Below are 14,883 nucleotides of genomic sequence, written 5' to 3' on the forward strand. Positions count from 1 at the left end.
CGTCCGACTTGCGGATGAGGCGTGTAGGCAATAGTTTGCGGCTGTCTACACAACGAGGCCGCCATGCCCCTGAACATCCGCAGCGAGGAGGTGAACCGCCTCGCCGAGAAGCTGGCATCGCAGGCTCGGGTGAGCAAGACCGAGGCGGTGCGTATGGCGTTGTCCAACGAACTGCAACGGCGGGAATCGTCGCCCTCGCTCGCCGAACGGATCAAGCCGATCCAGGAGGCTTTCGCCGCCTGGCCCAAGACCGGCCTGAAGGCCGACAAGGCGTTCTTCGACGACATGAACGACGAGCCCTGATGTTCGTCGACGCATCGGCGATGGTCGCGATCATCGCACGCGAGTCGGAGGCGGAGGCGCTGACGCGTCGGCTCGAAGAGGCACCGGTCCGTTACACCTCGGCGGTGGCCGTCCTCGAAACGGTGATGGCTCTGCGCCGCCTCGGCGCGGCGTCGGTTCAGCAGGCGGAACGGCTGGTGCGGCAGTTGCTCCAGAGCGCGGAGATCGAGGAAGTCGCCATCGGAAGCCAGGAGTCGATGGCCGCCGTCGCGGCCTACGCGCGCTACGGCAAGGGACAAGGCCATCCTGCCCAACTCAATCTCGGCGACTGCTTCGCCTATGCCTGCGCCCGAACCCGCAACGTCCCGCTCCTCTTCGTCGGCAACGACTTCGCGCAGACCGACATCCCCGACGCGAGGGCCTGAGACTCACGCTCCGGCCGGCACGAGGCGGCCCTCCGCCACGCCGATGAGGTCGGCCCGGCCTTCCAGCTCGACGAACAGGGCCGGATCGGCGCCCGTCATCCAGACCTGCCCCTCCAGCGCTTCGAGCGCGTCGAACAAACCGGCGCGCCGCCGCGGATCGAGATGGGCGGCCACCTCGTCGAGGAGGATGAGGGGTGTGAGCCCGCTCATCGCCCGCACGAGCCGGGCATGGGCCAGCACGAGGCCGATCAGCAGCGCCTTCTGCTCGCCGGTCGAGGCGGTAGCGGCGGGCACGTCCTTGGGGCCGTGCCGCACCACGAGGTCGGTGGTCTGCGGTCCGATCAGGGTGCGGCCGGCGGCGCGGTCGCGGTGGCGGCCCTGCAGCAATGCGCGGCGGTAGCGATCCTCCGCCTCCAGCGCCGGCCAGACCGCGACGAGATCGTCGAGGTCGCCCTCGAGCCGCAGGGAGGCCCAGGGGAAGGGCGCGGCATCGTCCCGCGTTTCCGCGATCAGCCGGTCGAGGCGCTCCACCGTCTCGCGCCGGGCGAGCGCCACGGCGACACCGAGTTCGGCCACCTCGCGCTCCACCGCATCGAGCCAGCGGCCGTCGTCCGGCCGCTCGTCGAGGAGCCGATTGCGGGAGCGCAGGGCCCGCTCCATCGCCGAGACGCGGGCGCCGTGGCCGGCATCGACGGCGAGCACGAGCCGGTCGAGGAAGCGGCGCCGGTCGCCGGCCGCCCCGCGGAACAAGGCGTCGAAGTCCGGCGTCAGCCAGACGATCCGCAGGAACTCCGAGAAGGCGACGGGGGAGGGGGCGGGCGCCCCGTCGATCCGGCAGACCCGCGTGCCGCGCCCGTCATAGCCGGGCGGCTCGTAGCCGGAGCCGAGCCGGTGCTCGGCCTCCGCGGTCTCCAGCGTCGCCGAGACGGCGAAGCCGCCCGGCCCGCCGACCCGCGCCATGGTGGCGAGGTCGGCGCGGCGCAGGCCGCGGCCGGGGCAGAACAGCGAGACCGCCTCCAGAATGTTGGTCTTGCCCGCCCCGTTCTCGCCGACCAGGGCCACGAAGCGGCGCGCCGTGGCGAGATCGAGATCGACGTGGTTGCGGAAGTCGCGGGCGATCAGGCGGGTGAGGCGGGTCGCGACGGCGGTGGGTTCATTCATTCGGCGGCAGGCCGGAGCGATACCGGGCGGAATGGAGCACGCGGTCGATGAGAACCGCATCGTCGCGCAGGCGGTGGAGGATGAGGTAGGAGCGGAACACGAGGATGCGGACGTCCGGTGCGATCTCGGGCGCGGGACGGCCCTGCATCGGGGTTTCGGAAAGGGACCGGCAGCGTTCCCGCAGTTCGGCGACGAAGCTGACGGCCCGGCTCGGGTTGTCCGCGGCGATATAGTCCGCGATCGATCGAAGATCCGCCCTGGCCCTGCGCGAGATGACGACCGGTCTCACGCGCCGGCCTTCGCCCTCGCACCGTAATGGGCAGCCATCTCGTCGAGGACGGCTTCGACCGGCTCGTATTCGCCGCTCGACGCACCGTCGCGCCACGCCTCTCTCAGCTCGCCGAGTCGCTCTTCGCGGACCTTGAGGAGCCGGATGCCTTCGACGACGGCCGCATCGGCGGAAGGGTATCGTCCGGCGGCGACGAGATCGTCGACGAAGGCGGCGTCTACGGGGTCGAGGATGACGGGTTTCGACATGGCCGGTGTGCCTATGGCAGTCTGGCCGTCACCATATCCCCCACGGGCGAGAGATGCGAGGCGTCGCCTGCACGTCAAACCCGCATCGGCATCAGGACGTAGAGCGCGGGCGCCCCATCCCGGTCCTGGATCAGCGTCGGCGAGCCGGGATCGGCGAGCTTGAACAGGGCCGTGTCGCCCTGGAGCTGCGCGGTGATGTCGAGGAGGTAGCGGGCGTTGAAGCCGATATCGAGGGCGGAGGCCTCGTAATCGACGTCGAGCTCCTCCGTCGCCGAACCGGCATCCGGGTTGGTCACCGAGAGGGCGAGCCGCCCGTCGCCCATGGCGAGTTTTACCGCGCGGCCGCGCTCGGACGAGATGGTCGAGACGCGGTCCACCGCCTTGGCGAAGGCGTCGCGCTCCACCGTGAGGCGCTTGTCGTTGCCGGTGGGGATCACCCGCTGGTAGTCGGGGAAGGTGCCGTCGATCAGCTTCGAGATCAGGGTCACGCCGCCCGCGAAGGTGAGCCGGATCTTGGCCGGCGACAACTCGACCTGCACGCTGTCGCCGCCATCGTCGACGAGCTTCTGGATCTCGGCCACGGCCTTGCGCGGCACGATGATGCCCGGCATGCCGCGGCTGCCCTCGGGCGCTTCCGCCTCGACCCGGGCGAGCCGGTGTCCGTCGGTCGCCACGGCGCGCAGCTTCAGCGCGCCCTCGACCTCGACGGTGTGGAAGTAGATGCCGTTGAGATAGTAGCGCGTCTCCTCCGTCGAGATCGCGAACTGCGTCTTCTCGATGAGCTGCTTCAGCTCCGCCGCGGAGATGGCGAAGGAATGCGGCAGCTCGCCCGCGGCGAGGTCGGGGAAATCGCCCTCGGGCAGGGCGCCCAGCGCGAAGCGCGAGCGGCCGGAGCGGATCGTCATCTGACCCGTCTCGCCGGACGTCTCCAGCGACACCTGCGCACCCTCGGGCAGCTTGCGCACGATATCGTAGATGACGTGGGCCGGCACCGTGGTGGCGCCGGCATCGAGCACGTCGGCCGGCACGGTCTCGGTCACCTCGATGTCGAGGTCGGTCGCCTTCAGCTGCAGGCCGCTCTCGCCCGTGCGGAGCAGGACGTTGGAGAGGATCGGGATCGTGTTGCGCCGCTCCACCACCCGGTGGACGTGGCCGAGCGATCTCAGGAGGGCCGCGCGCTCGACTGTGACTCTCATCGGAAAACCCGTCGTCTCTTGAACAATCGGCCCGTCCGCCGTCGGTCAGGCCCGAAAACGGAGTGTCTCCCTCGAAGCGCCCGTCCCGCCATCGCGGCCGGAGGGCTGGCGGTGACCGGGCATTTCGCGAGGCGCTCTGTCGTGGAGCGGGCTCGGCAGCTTGGCGAACCGCTCTCGGGAAGGCAAGGGCGGCATCGGCGCTGTCCCGCCTCGCGGGTGGCATGACGGCCGGGCCGCGTCTTCACGACGGGCCGGACCGGTCCCAACGCCGGGGGACGCGGCCGGCCGTTGGCGTCGGGCGGAGCCGGGCTTGCGATCGGTCCCGCCCCCGCTCGACGGTCAATCCTGAAGCATGCGCTTCAGCAGCTCGACCTCATCACCAAGCACCGCATCCTCGCCGATCTGCTTCTCGATCTTGCGCACCGCGTGCAGCACCGTCGTGTGATCGCGCCCGCCGAAGCGGCGGCCGATCTCCGGCAGGGAGCGCAGGGTCAGCACCTTCGACAGATACATCGCGATCTGGCGCGGCTTCACCACGGCGGCGGTGCGCCGCTCGGACAGGATGTCGGAGCGCGAGACGTTGTAGCGCGAGGCCACCAGTTTCTGGATGTCCTCGATCTTCACCCGCTTGGGCTCGCGGTTCTTCACGAGGTCGCGGATCGCGGTCTCCGCGGTCTCGACGGTGACCGGTGCGCCGGTCAGCGTCGCGTGGGCCAGGAGCCGGTTCACAGCCCCTTCGAGGTCGCGGCCGTTGGCGGTGATCGCCCGGGCGACGTAGGCCGAGACCGCCGGCGAGACTTCGAAGTTCGGGTGGCTCTGCCGGACGGCGTCGAGCCGGGCGGAGAGGATCGAGGCGCGCAAGCCCTCGTCGAGCCCGCCGATCTCGACGACGAGGCCGCCGGCGAGGCGCGAGCGCACGCGCTCGTCGAGTGCCTCGAGTTCCGTCGGCGGCCGGTCGGAGGCGACCACGACCTGACGTCCCGAATCGATCAGGGCGTTGAGGGTGTGGCCGAACTCGGTCTGGATCGACTTGCCCTGGATGAACTGCACGTCGTCAAGGATGAGCAGGTCGATCGCCCGCAGGCGCTCCTTGAAGGCCAGCGCGCTCTGGGTCTTCAGGGCGTTGACGAAGCCGTACATGAAGCGGTCGGCGGTGAGGTAGATCACCCGGCGCCCGGCTTCGCGGGCGGCATGGCCGGCGGCGTGGAGCAGGTGCGTCTTGCCGAGGCCGACGCCGGCATGGACGTAGAGCGGATTGTAGAGCGCGCCGTCGCCGTTGCTGCGGGCGACCCGCTCCGCCGCGGCATGGGCGAGCGCGTTGGAGCGGCCGACGACGAAGTTCGCGAAGGTGAGGCGCGCATCGAGCGGCGCGCCGTTGAGATCGACCGCGGCCGAATCGCCCCGGGGCGAGGCGATCTCGGTCTCGACCAGCGGACCGGGCCCCTGGAGGGCGGCGGGCGTCGCGGTCGCGTGGAGCCGGGTCAGCGGCCCGCTCGTCGGGTTCGATTTCGCCTGGGTGCCGGCACTCGGGCGGGCCGGGGCGGAGGGACCGCGCACGCCGACCTCGATGCGGCTGACGTCGTCGGCCTCGGCCCGGAAGGTCGTGAGCACGCGGTCGAGATAGTGCGACTCGATCCAGCTCTTGAGGAACCGGGTCGGCACGGTGAGGCGGGCGACGCCGCCCTCCAAGCCTTCCAGTTCGAGGCGGGCGAACCAGCTCGCGAACACGTCCTCGCCGAGCTCGGCCCGCAGCCGCCGCTTCACCCGCGCCCAGGCCGCGGGGATATCGACGGTCCCCCTGCCATTCCCGCCATCGCCGTCCGACATGCTGCCGTCGAGGTGCATCACCGTGTCTCCTCGCATCCAGGCCGGCGAACCGGAGGGGATGCGTACGCATACGCCACACGAGAGAAGGCACCGCCCGACTCGGGCGGGGCCAAGAATGGCCGCGGCGCTGTCAAGAGCAACACCGCGGGCCACCGCTAAAGATGGCTGTGTATCAACAATCCTCTATCGTTCTCCTAACAGCGGGACGATCGGGGAAAACATCTGCGCCCTGACCGAGTCGTCGGCGCGGGGTCCAAGAGTCGAAGGCCTGCCCGCAACTTGGGGACGACTCGCGGGCTCCCGGTGCTCATCTTGTGCAGCCGCCCGACCGGCAACGTTTTGTTAATCTACATGGCCGGCGCGGCCTCGCGCAATCGAGACCATTTCCGGCATGGTTAACGTTGCCCTACCGAGGGGTCCGGGAGGCCGCTGCAAGGGCCGATTCGGGATAAGACGGCGCGATCTGTGGAGAAGCCGAACGGGTCGGTGCACAACCGAGGTCGCGCCAGGGGCATCGGTCGCCCGATCCGTCGAAGGCCGGGTCATCCGCCGATCGCGGACGCGGCCGGTCGTCCCGTCGTCGCGCGCGGCGATCACGTCGCTGGCGCGCGGGGCCCCGCTTCACGGCGAAAGGCCAGCAGGCACGAAAAAGCCCGGCCAAAATGACCGGGCTCGATCCATCATCGTATCTCGGAGGAACTCCCTATCGCCCTCCGTTCGGGAGGGCGGGGGTCCGTCGCACGCCGATCAGGCGGCGATCGCCTTCACGCGCGCGGCGAGACGAGAGACCTTCCGCGAGGCGTTGTTCTTGTGAACGATGCCGTGCTGGGCGGCGCGCATGATCTCCGGCTCGGCGGCGCGGAGAGCGGCGAGGGCCTGGCCCTGATCGCCGGTGGCGATCGCCTCCTCGACCTTGCGGACGAAGGTGCGCATCCGCGAACGGCGCGAGCGGTTGATCGCCGTGCGTTTGGCGATCTTACGGGTCATCTTCTTGGCCGACACGGTGTTGGCCATGGGCATCCTCGTCTGGTCGTGGCGGCAAAGACTCCGGCCCGGAAGCTTCCGGTGCCGGTCAACGCGGCCTGATGATAAAGCGAAGGCGAAACGACCGGGCGCAGTGCTGCGGCCGGACGTGGAGGGCGCTCTATAGCGATGCCCCCAGGATCCGTCAACAAATCGTCACGCCGGCCGGCCGTCCCACCGTTCGGGCATTTTGTTCGACGGAAGAGCGTTGCCAAGCGAAATCCGATCGGCTAATGCCCCGTCCAGTTCGGCGGCGGCACCGCCCCCCGACACCGTGCTGCGGTAGCTCAGTGGTAGAGCACCTCATTGGTAATGAGGAGGTCGAGAGTTCAATCCTCTCTCGCAGCACCATTCTTCTCAATGACTTAGCTGTCGTTTTGTGGAGTGCTTCGAGGTTCGTTTGAACCCGAGCCCCCAAATCCGAACCCGTGGACAGGTTCACGACATGCCCGAATCCCCCACCGTCGGCGAGATCTTCAAGGCCAAGGCCGTCACCGACGAGCAGGTGAACGCGGCGGTCGACGCTTACCTCGCCAAACCCGAGACCGACGCGCACCCGATCGCCGACGGCTACGTGCTCGACCTCGGCGCAGCCATCGCAGGGCATAGCTGGGCGAGCCAGGTCGTCGCCAATCGCGAGAGCAGCCCGAGCCTGAAGCGCGGGGCGGTTCGCACCGCGATCCTGCTCGCGCGGGCGCGGAAGGCGTGAAGGGCAGGGACCCCACCGTCGCCGACTGGATCGCCGAGGGCATGGCGACGATCGCCCTGCATTGCGCGTGCGGCCGGTATGCGACGGTGAAGCTGTCCGACCTGCAGCCGACGATGCGCCGATCGCGGCTCGGCCGGAACGCCCGATGCGCCGCGTGCGGCAAGCAGGGCGCCCAAGTGATGCGGGACATGGATGCGCATTACGAGGCGATGGCGGCTACCGGCTGGAGCTGTGAGCCGAAGCCGAGGCCGAGCGGGTAATGACCGACGACGAGCACACCGCCGCCGAGCTGCGCGGCCTGCTCGGCTTCGCCCGCGGTCTCGGCTTGAACGAGGCGGCCGTGCGGGAGATCTACGAGGCCGTCGGGCGCGAGGCTGCGGAGGCCGGCATCGGTGATGACGACCGCATGGACGAGGTGCGGAAGCGGATGCTCGCGGTGGCTCGGATTGAATGATAACAATCATTCCCGCTCAGCCATTGCGGGTAGGGAGCGGCCGCGACGCGGAGTTAGGCGATGCGGTTTGTTAGCTGGCCTCGGATGCGTTGCTCCGTCGTATGGACCATTGAACTTGGAAGATGTGGCTAAATGATTTGTTTTGTGCACATCCAAAGAACGGGCGGCTCAACTATACATGCATCTTTCCGACCGATCTTTGGGTGGGATAAATGGCGAGTATATGACAATCCGGTGCCGCTTGCGGGTTTGAACGGCGAGATGAAGGCGTCAGGTGACCGGAACTGGTACGTCGGCGGGCACTTTTCGATTGGTCATCTTGATCGGATCGTTGGTCTTGCTCCTGACGATTTCCTCTTTTCGGTTGTCCGAGATCCAGTTGAGCGCATCGCATCGCTGCACCGTCTCCTGGCCCGGAGTCCTGAGTGGCTGCCACAGGTCAATCTGGCCATCGGGAAAAGCATGGACTACTTTTACGATTGTTGTATCGATAAAGGTGTTTTGGAAAAAAATACCCAGTGCAGCTACATTTCTGGAGCGGATAATTATGAGTCTGCAAGTGCATCGCTATCACGCTACGACTGCTTAGGTAGCATGAGTGATTTTTCTGGCTTTCTCAATCTTTTAGGACATGAGGTATTTAAGAAGACGGGAGTTGCTTTCAAGTATCTTGATACGCATCACAATGCGGCTGCGCCGACCGGGGTTGAGATTTCATCGGCCCTTAGGTCGAGGATTGAGAAAGATTTTGCAGAAGATTTCATGCTTGTTGCCGAGGTCGAGCGACGTCAAGCAGCCATGCTGCAAGATCTGCAAAGGTGATGACATCGATAGCTCAAGCTGACAGATGTCGCCGCTACACCGCTTGGTGCACCCTGTGGATGCGCCTATCAAACGATAATGATGCCTCGACGGCGTTCTGCACCTTGCGAACCGAGACGAATGGGTGGGGGCTAAATTGCGGCTCGACGATGTAAAAAAAGGATACGATCTCTTTATCGGGATCGGAAGTGCCTGCAATCCGGCGATGGCCTTCGACAGACACGGCTTGCGCAAATTCAGCCTTCCGCTTGATTGGTCGGTGACGCTTGATCCTATGGATGTAGTTCGCCTATTCGACGGTCGTTTCGCGGGCTACATGGAACGGAGTAACCTCGAACTAATCTCAGGTGGAGCCAAGGTCCATGACGAGGACCAGTGGCAGCTCGGGAGCCCGAGCAAGGACGCTCCGAGTTCGTATTTCGTGCGAGACAGTAAATTTAACGTGATCTCGGTACATGATTTTCGGGTGATTGAGGGTCAGCCGTGGGATGCTTCATATGAATCCTTCCGACAGAAGCTCGAAATCCGAATTGCCCGGCTGTTCAGATCCCTGGAAGAGGCCGACTCAGTACTGTTCGTGCGCTGGGCGGATCTTCAAAAGAGCAAGACCGAGCTTCATCGCCCTCAGGACTTGGCAAAAAACGCCGCACTGATCCATCGGTCCCTTTCCGACGCCACGCGCGGACGGGCGGATCTGCTTATCCTTCGCCCTGCCGCGAACGCGGAGGTCATCACCGACCTTGAAGATGAACGGGATGGCATCTGCGTCGTCGAGGTTCCGAACCGACCTGCGGACTGCGCCATATGGGACGAGATCCTGCAGGGAATGTCGCTCAGCGAGAAAGCGTCTGCTCGCGCGCTGGAAGCTATGCGAGCCTGAAACGAAAAACCCCGCCGCGGCTGAGCCGGGCGGGGCTGGTAATGATCGACAATGGCCGGGGCTGTCAGCCCGGCGGTCCGCGCTCTACGCAGGGCGCCCGCACCACCTCCTCCGGCGTCTCTTTGGCGAAAGTCGTGATCGGCCCGATGGTGATCTCGGATCGCGCATGCGGCCGCTCGCCCGGCGACGTGATCACCGGGCTGATGCGCGTGCTCGGCCCGATGAACAGGTAGGCGCGGGCGTCCTTGGCCGGCTTTCCGCTCGCCAGCATGCCGGCCAGGGTGACCGCGATGAAGCAGGGGCTCACGGCCGGTCCCGGTCGTGATGCGCGCGGTTCTCGATCGCCTGCTCGCGCTCGATCAAGCCGAGGAGTTCGGTCTGCCGCTTCGTCTCCTCACGGATGATGCGGACGCACTCCGCAATCCGGCCGGTGTCCTCGGTCTGCCGGCGGGCGAGGTCCCGCAGCTCACGCATCAGGTCGATCGCCTCGCGCGGCCCGTGGAGAAAAGGCGGCGGCACGTCGGCGATGCTGGCCGGTGCCGGCGGCGGCAGATGCTCGCGGTCGCCCCGTGCCCGCGTCACCATCCAGCCGATCAGCATCATGGTGCAGCCGCCGACGAAGACCTGGAGAAACTGCTGGGTTGCGATCACGTCCTTCAGGAAGTTGAGCCAGTCCATCAGCCCCGAACCTCCTCAAGAGCCGCCAGGGCCTTGCCGAGCCGGCTCCTGCGGGAAACGCCGTCCAACACGGCGATGTAGACGGAAATTGCTTCGAACCCGGCGAGCGTACCGAACACCGGGATGACGAAGCTCGGCGCAAGCGCCACAGTGAAGGCATCATAGATCAGGGCCATCGCGAACTGGCCCATGATCAGGCAGCCGACACCTGCGCCGATTGCCCTCGCGTAGGCGCCCCTCGGTCCGACGCGGACGTTGTTGATGTAGCCGTTCAGGAACAGCGCCATGATGCGCACGCTCCCGGCGCAGCCGAAGACCAGTGCCATGTTGGCTTCGCTGAAGCCCATCTCGGCGATCGGCTTCAGCGCGGCCCGCTCCATGGTGTCGCCGGGCATGGCGAGGGTGAAGGCGATGAGGATCATCATCGTCGCCATGCACCACTCGAACAGCCGATAGGTGCTGTAGGGGCCGGCCGAATGCATCGGCAGGAGCGGGCGGCGCGCGGCGCCGTTCGAACCGGGCATGCGCCCCTCCCGCTTATCCTCGAACCATCAGGTCCGCGTCGCGCAGCTCGTCGGCAGGCACCGTGCCGGTGGCGATCTGCTCCTGCGCCGGAACGAGCACGGCCGCCTCGCTGGCGCCGTCGTCGAGATCGAGCTTGCGGAACATGCGGGCCGCGATGCCGTCGGCGCCGCCGGCCGCCTTGATGACCGCGGCCGGTGCGGTGTCGATGACGTACTGCGTGCCCTTGGCGATCACCGGCACCGCCACGTTGGCGGAGAGCGTCTTGCCCTTGGCCGCGCCCTGGACCGCGTTCAGGCCGTAGCCGACGGCGGCCTCGAGCATCATCTCGACGCGCTTCTGCGACAGGAACAGGGCCGCCCACGGGTAGATCTTGCGAATGGCCTGGATGACGTAGCCGGCGATGATCGGCACGAGGATGGTCAGGAGCGGTTCGCGCAGGGATACGGCGAGAGCCACGAGCCAGTCGCCCCAGGGCAAGATCACGGCCTTGTCGCCGACGGTGGCGACCTCGGCGGCGAATACGCCTCCGGTCGAGAACGCCAGTGCCGCGAGGGCGGCGGCGATGACCCCGACGAAGCCGAGCCGTCGGACGGCGGCGAGCGTCAAGGCGACCGCCAGCGCGAGCCCGGTGAGGAAGAGCAGGCCGTGCGAGAGGCCGACGGCAGCACCCTCTTGGCCGGGCGGATAGGCCATGGCGAAGGCGGGAGAAGCGACACAGGCGAGCGCCAGCGCCGCGAGCGGAAGCATGCGGGTCATGGTGATGGTCCTGATGGTGGGGATGCGCGGCCGGCCCGGCCGGCTCGGGTTCAAGAACGGGGTAGGTCGTAGGCGTGGCTTGAGCGCTGTCGCGGGGCGGGTCACGAATTGGTGCCGTCGCGCCGAAGGCCCCTTCAGCTTCGCGGCAGATGGCCGGCGGGTCGGCACCTGCCCCCCAAAGCGTTCGGCGCCGGCCCGCTGCTCTACACCTCGCTCACGCCCGACCGCGCCCCGGCGATCGTCGTCGGCAGCGCGTGCGGTGCCGGCAGCGGTACGCCGGCCGGCCAGCGGAACGCGGTGAACTCCTTCCGCGGGAAAGAGGCGATCGACCACGCATCGCCTTGATTTCCGCCCAGAAGGAAGATCTGCGTCGGGCTGGCGCCGACCACAAACCCGACGTGCCCTTGCCAGGACGAGTTGCCCCGCTTCTTCGTGGCGATGGCCCCGAGCGCCGGCTCCTTCAGCCCGACACCCCAAGCTTCGTAGGACCGGGCCGCGAGGCTGCCCGAGGGCTTGTGACCAGCCCGCTTCAGCATGGCGCCGACAGCCGCCGCGCACCACGCCACCGAGTCCTGCTTGATGCCGGAGAAGCCCGCGTCGGCGAAGAGCTGCACGACGCGCGAGTTGTTGGCCGCGCCCGCGCCCTCGCGCACGCCGAGCTCGCCTTCGGCCAGCACGAGCCAGCCCGGCTTCTCGGGTGCCTCGCGCCGCTCGCTGATGTCCGCCTTCTGCAGAGCGGACTGCGTCTTCGGCCCAGCGATGCCATCAGGCACTAGGCCAGCAGCGCGCTGGAACGCGGTCATGGCGGCGATGGTGAGCGGTCCGGCATCGCCGTCGGCTCCCGAGGGGCCGAGGTCGTACCCGCGCGCGAGGAGAGCGCGCTGGATCTCAGCGACGGTCATGGTGGTGATCTCCGATGTCGAGGGAAGACGTTGGGGGGGCAGGGTCTGGGAGCATGGACCGCCCGGCGTGCGTACCTCTGAATGGTGCGATGTGCCGGTGATCTGCGTGTGCTAGGATCCTGGGTCCGGAGCTGTCGGAACTTAGCGGCGCCGGTTATGTTGCTGCTTGACAGTTACATCGGAGCAACGAGCATGAACGCCGACGCCATCAAGAGCCGCAGCGAGGCGCTCGAGTTGCTCGATGCCGACCTGATCACGATCCACGACTTCATGACGCTGTGCGACCTGAAGGGCTGGGACCGATAGCGGGCTCGGGCCGGACTGCGCGGCGAGCGAAGGCGGCGTTACGGGCGGATCGAGAAGCTTGAGCCGTCGAACTGCAGGAACGAGCCGGCTCCGATCGTCGGCATGAACTGGATCGAGATGTTGCCGGACAGGTCTACGAGGTAAACGCCCGTGGCCCACGGCGACCCGTTCACGATGTTGTTCAGGTAGACCAGCCCTGGGAGACGCACCGCTTTGTTGACCGGCCGGAAGTTAGCCGGCAGCGTCGCGATCGATGTCCCAGCGGTGGTGGTGCCGCCCGCAACGGTCCCCGCCAAGCGAATGGTCCCATCGGTCAAGGGCATCCACCAGAGCCCCTGCCGGAAGCTGGTGTCGGATGCCGCCGCCCAGTTGTTCAGGAGGGTGAGCTGCTGCCACACGCCGATGGTAGGAGACGCAGCGTCTACCGAGACTAGGGACTGTCCCGTCTTCGGTGCTCCGCCGATCCCTTCATAGAGCTGACGCCCAACGGTGTTGTTCGGAGACGCGACGGCGCGGAAGAGGAGCTTGTTCGCCGCGTAATTTACCGTGTTGGCTTCAACCGAGACGCCCTGCGACCCGCTAAGAGCCGCGACAGCATCGGACCGGCTGTAGGCGTTGATGTTGTTGTTTCGAACGGCAACGCTGATCGCGTTGATGATAGTGATGACAGCAGGGTTTGTGCGGGAGCCGGTGTAGTCCCCCACGGCTTCGAGCTGGTTCTCGGTGATATAGACCTGCTGGCCGCCATCAATGACGATCGTGTCACCGGTCGCCGTGATGTTGTTGCCATTGATGCGGTGGGTCGCTGCGCCACCGATAGCTTTATAGTAGATGCCCTCGTTCGGGCCGTTGATGACGTTGCGCTCGATGTTGTTGCTATCACCGGTCAGCTCGAACCGCATTCCTCCGATGAAGTCGCTGTCTCGGAACGTCGATCCGAACATGCCCCCGGTGAAGTTGCCCGTCAGCGGATTTCCCTGCGCATCGGCGGTGTAGGAGTTAATGTGGCGGAAGGCGTAGTAGCCCTTCTGCGGCATCCCCGTGCCGACATTCTCCACCAGGAGCTTGGCGACGACACCGTTGGTGTCGGGTGTTTCGACGCGGATTGCGTCACCGCCCGCCGGGACGACGATCAGATCCTTGATGAAGGCGCCCCGGATCGGGTTGTTTGCCAACGGCTTGATGAGGATCGTGGAGCGCGTGCCGGCCTCGGGGCACGGGTTGAACTGTGTGGTGCGCGTGCCCCGCATGTTCACGAACCGGTCGATGCGCAGCAGCGCCTCCGCGTCGGCCGGATCGGTGCAGAGGCTGATGTTGCCGGCCGGCCAGACGACGGTCCCCCGTCGGTCCATCGCCGCCTTCAGGGCCTTGCGCGCGGCAACGCTGTCGTCGATGCCGTCGTTGGCGACGACGCCGTAATTGACCGCGTAGACCTCGTTCGCGAGCATGTCCGCCAGCGTGCGGGCGATGCCGCCGGGCGTTGTGGCGTACATGGTCGACAGGTCGAGCTTGTTGCCAACCCGCGGGCCGAGATCCACCACGCTGCCGAAGACGACGTTGTTGCCGCGGACCTCTGGGCGCGGAAGGACGGCGGTCTGACCGAACGCTGCGCCCGCGAGCGTGAGCAGAAGGGCGAGGGAGGAGAGGAGACGCTTCATCAGGCAACCACCCACAGCGCAGGGCCGGCTCGACGCAGCCGGAGGGAATCGAACGGGTCGATGATGTTGATTGTCACCCGGCCGCCGATGGTCTGGCTGGTGGCCGCTTTGACGACGAGAGGATTTGTCGGAGAGGCCGTGCCGTCGGCGTCGACGATGAGCAGATCCTGCCCCTTCGGATAGGATGCTGCGCTCGGCAGCGTCACCGTGCGGCTGACCGTCATCCCGCGCATCGCGATTTCGACGTCAGACGCCGCGGCCGCATAGTCCGCGTTGCCGATGTCCTTGCTTCCGATCGCGGCCTTCGCTGCTAGCGCTTCGGCCAATCCCGGGGCGCCGCCGATGGCATCGAGATACGCCTGCATGCCGACGAGGATTTGCTGCGCACTGGAGATCTGCGATTGCAAATCACCGATCGCGTTCACGACGAGTGCAACATCCGCGAGGCTCGGCGTAAATCGCAGCCGGTGCCCGCCATTGGCTAAGCCGCCGGGATTGTTCTGCGGGTCATAGGCGCCATTATTGTAGTAGTTCGCGAGACGGTCCAATGCCGCCACGACTTGGGGACTGAACGCCATTACAGCGCCTCCTCGACCTTGAAGCTTGTGCTGGCCAGTCCGGGGGCGGCGCGACGCAGGGACGGCATTGACCTGACCGGCTGGCTTTGGACCGGGCTGATTGAGAGGATCAGTCAGGACCGAAGGAGTCGGACATGCGGCGAGGACAGAAGACGAGTGCGGAG

General features: G+C 66.8%; 20 protein-coding genes and 1 tRNA gene. 8 read left to right on the top strand and 13 right to left on the bottom strand.

Features of this window, described 5'->3' with window-relative positions; genetic code table 11:
• Positions 1 to 63: 63 nt before the first annotated feature.
• Positions 64 to 303, top strand: a complete 240-nt coding sequence (locus tag ABS772_RS18285; RefSeq protein WP_238258489.1) for a type II toxin-antitoxin system VapB family antitoxin — start codon at positions 64 to 66, stop codon at positions 301 to 303.
• Positions 303 to 707 (top strand): type II toxin-antitoxin system VapC family toxin, encoded by a 405-nt coding sequence (locus ABS772_RS18290; RefSeq protein ID WP_350396217.1) that lies wholly within the window; start codon positions 303 to 305, stop codon positions 705 to 707. Before ABS772_RS18285 ends, ABS772_RS18290 begins: the two co-directional genes overlap by 1 nt.
• Positions 708 to 710: 3 nt before the next feature.
• Here ABS772_RS18290 and recF read toward each other — a convergent pair whose 3' ends face one another.
• From recF to rpsT, 6 genes are all read right to left on the bottom strand, one after another.
• Positions 711 to 1,868, bottom strand: coding sequence for a DNA replication/repair protein RecF (gene recF / locus ABS772_RS18295; RefSeq protein WP_350396219.1), 1,158 nt, complete (start codon positions 1,866 to 1,868; stop codon positions 711 to 713).
• On the bottom strand, positions 1,861 to 2,253 hold the full coding sequence (locus ABS772_RS18300; RefSeq protein WP_350396220.1) for a type II toxin-antitoxin system RelE/ParE family toxin: 393 nt from the start codon (positions 2,251 to 2,253) through the stop codon (positions 1,861 to 1,863). Before ABS772_RS18300 ends, recF begins: the two co-directional genes overlap by 8 nt.
• Complete coding sequence (locus ABS772_RS18305) at positions 2,154 to 2,405, bottom strand: type II toxin-antitoxin system ParD family antitoxin (protein WP_238258258.1); 252 nt, start codon at positions 2,403 to 2,405, stop codon at positions 2,154 to 2,156. Before ABS772_RS18305 ends, ABS772_RS18300 begins: the two co-directional genes overlap by 100 nt.
• 74 nt (positions 2,406 to 2,479) lie before the next feature.
• On the bottom strand, positions 2,480 to 3,601 hold the full coding sequence (gene dnaN / locus ABS772_RS18310) for a DNA polymerase III subunit beta (protein ID WP_238258260.1): 1,122 nt from the start codon (positions 3,599 to 3,601) through the stop codon (positions 2,480 to 2,482).
• Positions 3,602 to 3,940: 339 nt separating this feature from the next.
• Positions 3,941 to 5,446 (bottom strand): chromosomal replication initiator protein DnaA, encoded by a 1,506-nt coding sequence (gene dnaA / locus ABS772_RS18315; RefSeq protein WP_350396244.1) that lies wholly within the window; start codon positions 5,444 to 5,446, stop codon positions 3,941 to 3,943.
• A 729-nt stretch (positions 5,447 to 6,175) separates the two neighbouring features.
• Positions 6,176 to 6,442 (bottom strand): 30S ribosomal protein S20, encoded by a 267-nt coding sequence (gene rpsT, locus ABS772_RS18320; protein WP_017483060.1) that lies wholly within the window; start codon positions 6,440 to 6,442, stop codon positions 6,176 to 6,178.
• Between the two features lie 285 nt (positions 6,443 to 6,727).
• Here rpsT and ABS772_RS18325 point away from each other — a divergent pair.
• The 6 genes from ABS772_RS18325 to ABS772_RS18350 all read left to right on the top strand — a co-directional run bounded on the left by ABS772_RS18325 (position 6,728) and on the right by ABS772_RS18350 (position 9,316).
• Positions 6,728 to 6,802: transfer RNA gene (locus ABS772_RS18325), tRNA-Thr, on the top strand.
• Positions 6,803 to 6,896: 94 nt separating this feature from the next.
• On the top strand, positions 6,897 to 7,160 hold the full coding sequence (locus ABS772_RS18330; protein ID WP_350396221.1) for a hypothetical protein: 264 nt from the start codon (positions 6,897 to 6,899) through the stop codon (positions 7,158 to 7,160).
• Positions 7,157 to 7,420, top strand: a complete 264-nt coding sequence (locus tag ABS772_RS18335; RefSeq protein ID WP_350396222.1) for a hypothetical protein — start codon at positions 7,157 to 7,159, stop codon at positions 7,418 to 7,420. The genes ABS772_RS18330 and ABS772_RS18335 overlap by 4 nt, the downstream gene beginning before the upstream one ends.
• Positions 7,420 to 7,614, top strand: a complete 195-nt coding sequence (locus tag ABS772_RS18340) for a hypothetical protein (RefSeq protein WP_350396223.1) — start codon at positions 7,420 to 7,422, stop codon at positions 7,612 to 7,614. Before ABS772_RS18335 ends, ABS772_RS18340 begins: the two co-directional genes overlap by 1 nt.
• Before the next feature lie 234 nt (positions 7,615 to 7,848).
• Positions 7,849 to 8,436 carry a hypothetical protein gene (locus ABS772_RS18345; RefSeq protein ID WP_350396224.1) on the top strand — a complete coding sequence of 196 codons (588 nt, stop codon included), beginning with the start codon at positions 7,849 to 7,851 and terminating at the stop codon, positions 8,434 to 8,436.
• A 136-nt stretch (positions 8,437 to 8,572) separates the two neighbouring features.
• Positions 8,573 to 9,316, top strand: a complete 744-nt coding sequence (locus ABS772_RS18350) for a DUF1796 family putative cysteine peptidase (RefSeq protein ID WP_350396225.1) — start codon at positions 8,573 to 8,575, stop codon at positions 9,314 to 9,316.
• A gap of 64 nt (positions 9,317 to 9,380) precedes the next feature.
• Here ABS772_RS18350 and ABS772_RS18355 read toward each other — a convergent pair whose 3' ends face one another.
• The 7 genes from ABS772_RS18355 to ABS772_RS18385 all read right to left on the bottom strand — a co-directional run bounded on the left by ABS772_RS18355 (position 9,381) and on the right by ABS772_RS18385 (position 14,719).
• Positions 9,381 to 9,623: a hypothetical protein gene (locus ABS772_RS18355; RefSeq protein WP_350396226.1), complete on the bottom strand. Its 243-nt coding sequence runs from the start codon at positions 9,621 to 9,623 to the stop codon at positions 9,381 to 9,383.
• On the bottom strand, positions 9,620 to 9,994 hold the full coding sequence (locus ABS772_RS18360) for a hypothetical protein (protein ID WP_350396228.1): 375 nt from the start codon (positions 9,992 to 9,994) through the stop codon (positions 9,620 to 9,622). The genes ABS772_RS18355 and ABS772_RS18360 overlap by 4 nt, the downstream gene beginning before the upstream one ends.
• Entirely contained in the window at positions 9,994 to 10,518 is a 525-nt protein-coding gene (locus ABS772_RS18365) for a hypothetical protein (protein ID WP_350396229.1), read from the bottom strand. The genes ABS772_RS18360 and ABS772_RS18365 overlap by 1 nt, the downstream gene beginning before the upstream one ends.
• A gap of 13 nt (positions 10,519 to 10,531) precedes the next feature.
• Positions 10,532 to 11,275 carry a hypothetical protein gene (locus tag ABS772_RS18370; RefSeq protein ID WP_350396230.1) on the bottom strand — a complete coding sequence of 248 codons (744 nt, stop codon included), beginning with the start codon at positions 11,273 to 11,275 and terminating at the stop codon, positions 10,532 to 10,534.
• Positions 11,276 to 11,478: 203 nt separating this feature from the next.
• Positions 11,479 to 12,177, bottom strand: a complete 699-nt coding sequence (locus ABS772_RS18375; RefSeq protein ID WP_350396232.1) for an NlpC/P60 family protein — start codon at positions 12,175 to 12,177, stop codon at positions 11,479 to 11,481.
• A gap of 344 nt (positions 12,178 to 12,521) precedes the next feature.
• Positions 12,522 to 14,141, bottom strand: a complete 1,620-nt coding sequence (locus ABS772_RS18380) for a hypothetical protein (protein ID WP_350396233.1) — start codon at positions 14,139 to 14,141, stop codon at positions 12,522 to 12,524.
• Positions 14,141 to 14,719 carry a hypothetical protein gene (locus tag ABS772_RS18385; protein ID WP_350396234.1) on the bottom strand — a complete coding sequence of 193 codons (579 nt, stop codon included), beginning with the start codon at positions 14,717 to 14,719 and terminating at the stop codon, positions 14,141 to 14,143. Before ABS772_RS18385 ends, ABS772_RS18380 begins: the two co-directional genes overlap by 1 nt.
• Positions 14,720 to 14,883: the final 164 nt, after the last annotated feature.

Origin of the sequence: Methylorubrum podarium (assembly GCF_040270385.1) — a bacterium.
Taxonomy (GTDB): Bacteria; Pseudomonadota; Alphaproteobacteria; order Rhizobiales; family Beijerinckiaceae; genus Methylobacterium; species Methylobacterium podarium.

What these genes read in the sequence shown, in the direction of transcription:
- ABS772_RS18305 (WP_238258258.1), bottom strand. Translation starts at nt 2,405, where the DNA reads ATGTCGAAACCCGTCATCCTCGACCCCGTAGACGCCGCCTTCGTCGAC.
- recF (WP_350396219.1), bottom strand. Translation starts at nt 1,868, where the DNA reads ATGAATGAACCCACCGCCGTCGCGACCCGCCTCACCCGCCTGATCGCC.
- dnaA (WP_350396244.1), bottom strand. Translation starts at nt 5,446, where the DNA reads ATGCACCTCGACGGCAGCATGTCGGACGGCGATGGCGGGAATGGCAGG.
- ABS772_RS18290 (WP_350396217.1), top strand. Translation starts at nt 303, where the DNA reads ATGTTCGTCGACGCATCGGCGATGGTCGCGATCATCGCACGCGAGTCG.
- ABS772_RS18375 (WP_350396232.1), bottom strand. Translation starts at nt 12,177, where the DNA reads ATGACCGTCGCTGAGATCCAGCGCGCTCTCCTCGCGCGCGGGTACGAC.
- ABS772_RS18370 (WP_350396230.1), bottom strand. Translation starts at nt 11,275, where the DNA reads ATGACCCGCATGCTTCCGCTCGCGGCGCTGGCGCTCGCCTGTGTCGCT.
- ABS772_RS18285 (WP_238258489.1), top strand. Translation starts at nt 64, where the DNA reads ATGCCCCTGAACATCCGCAGCGAGGAGGTGAACCGCCTCGCCGAGAAG.
- ABS772_RS18385 (WP_350396234.1), bottom strand. Translation starts at nt 14,719, where the DNA reads ATGGCGTTCAGTCCCCAAGTCGTGGCGGCATTGGACCGTCTCGCGAAC.
- dnaN (WP_238258260.1), bottom strand. Translation starts at nt 3,601, where the DNA reads ATGAGAGTCACAGTCGAGCGCGCGGCCCTCCTGAGATCGCTCGGCCAC.
- ABS772_RS18360 (WP_350396228.1), bottom strand. Translation starts at nt 9,994, where the DNA reads ATGGACTGGCTCAACTTCCTGAAGGACGTGATCGCAACCCAGCAGTTT.
- ABS772_RS18380 (WP_350396233.1), bottom strand. Translation starts at nt 14,141, where the DNA reads ATGAAGCGTCTCCTCTCCTCCCTCGCCCTTCTGCTCACGCTCGCGGGC.
- ABS772_RS18365 (WP_350396229.1), bottom strand. Translation starts at nt 10,518, where the DNA reads ATGCCCGGTTCGAACGGCGCCGCGCGCCGCCCGCTCCTGCCGATGCAT.
- ABS772_RS18330 (WP_350396221.1), top strand. Translation starts at nt 6,897, where the DNA reads ATGCCCGAATCCCCCACCGTCGGCGAGATCTTCAAGGCCAAGGCCGTC.
- rpsT (WP_017483060.1), bottom strand. Translation starts at nt 6,442, where the DNA reads ATGGCCAACACCGTGTCGGCCAAGAAGATGACCCGTAAGATCGCCAAA.
- ABS772_RS18340 (WP_350396223.1), top strand. Translation starts at nt 7,420, where the DNA reads ATGACCGACGACGAGCACACCGCCGCCGAGCTGCGCGGCCTGCTCGGC.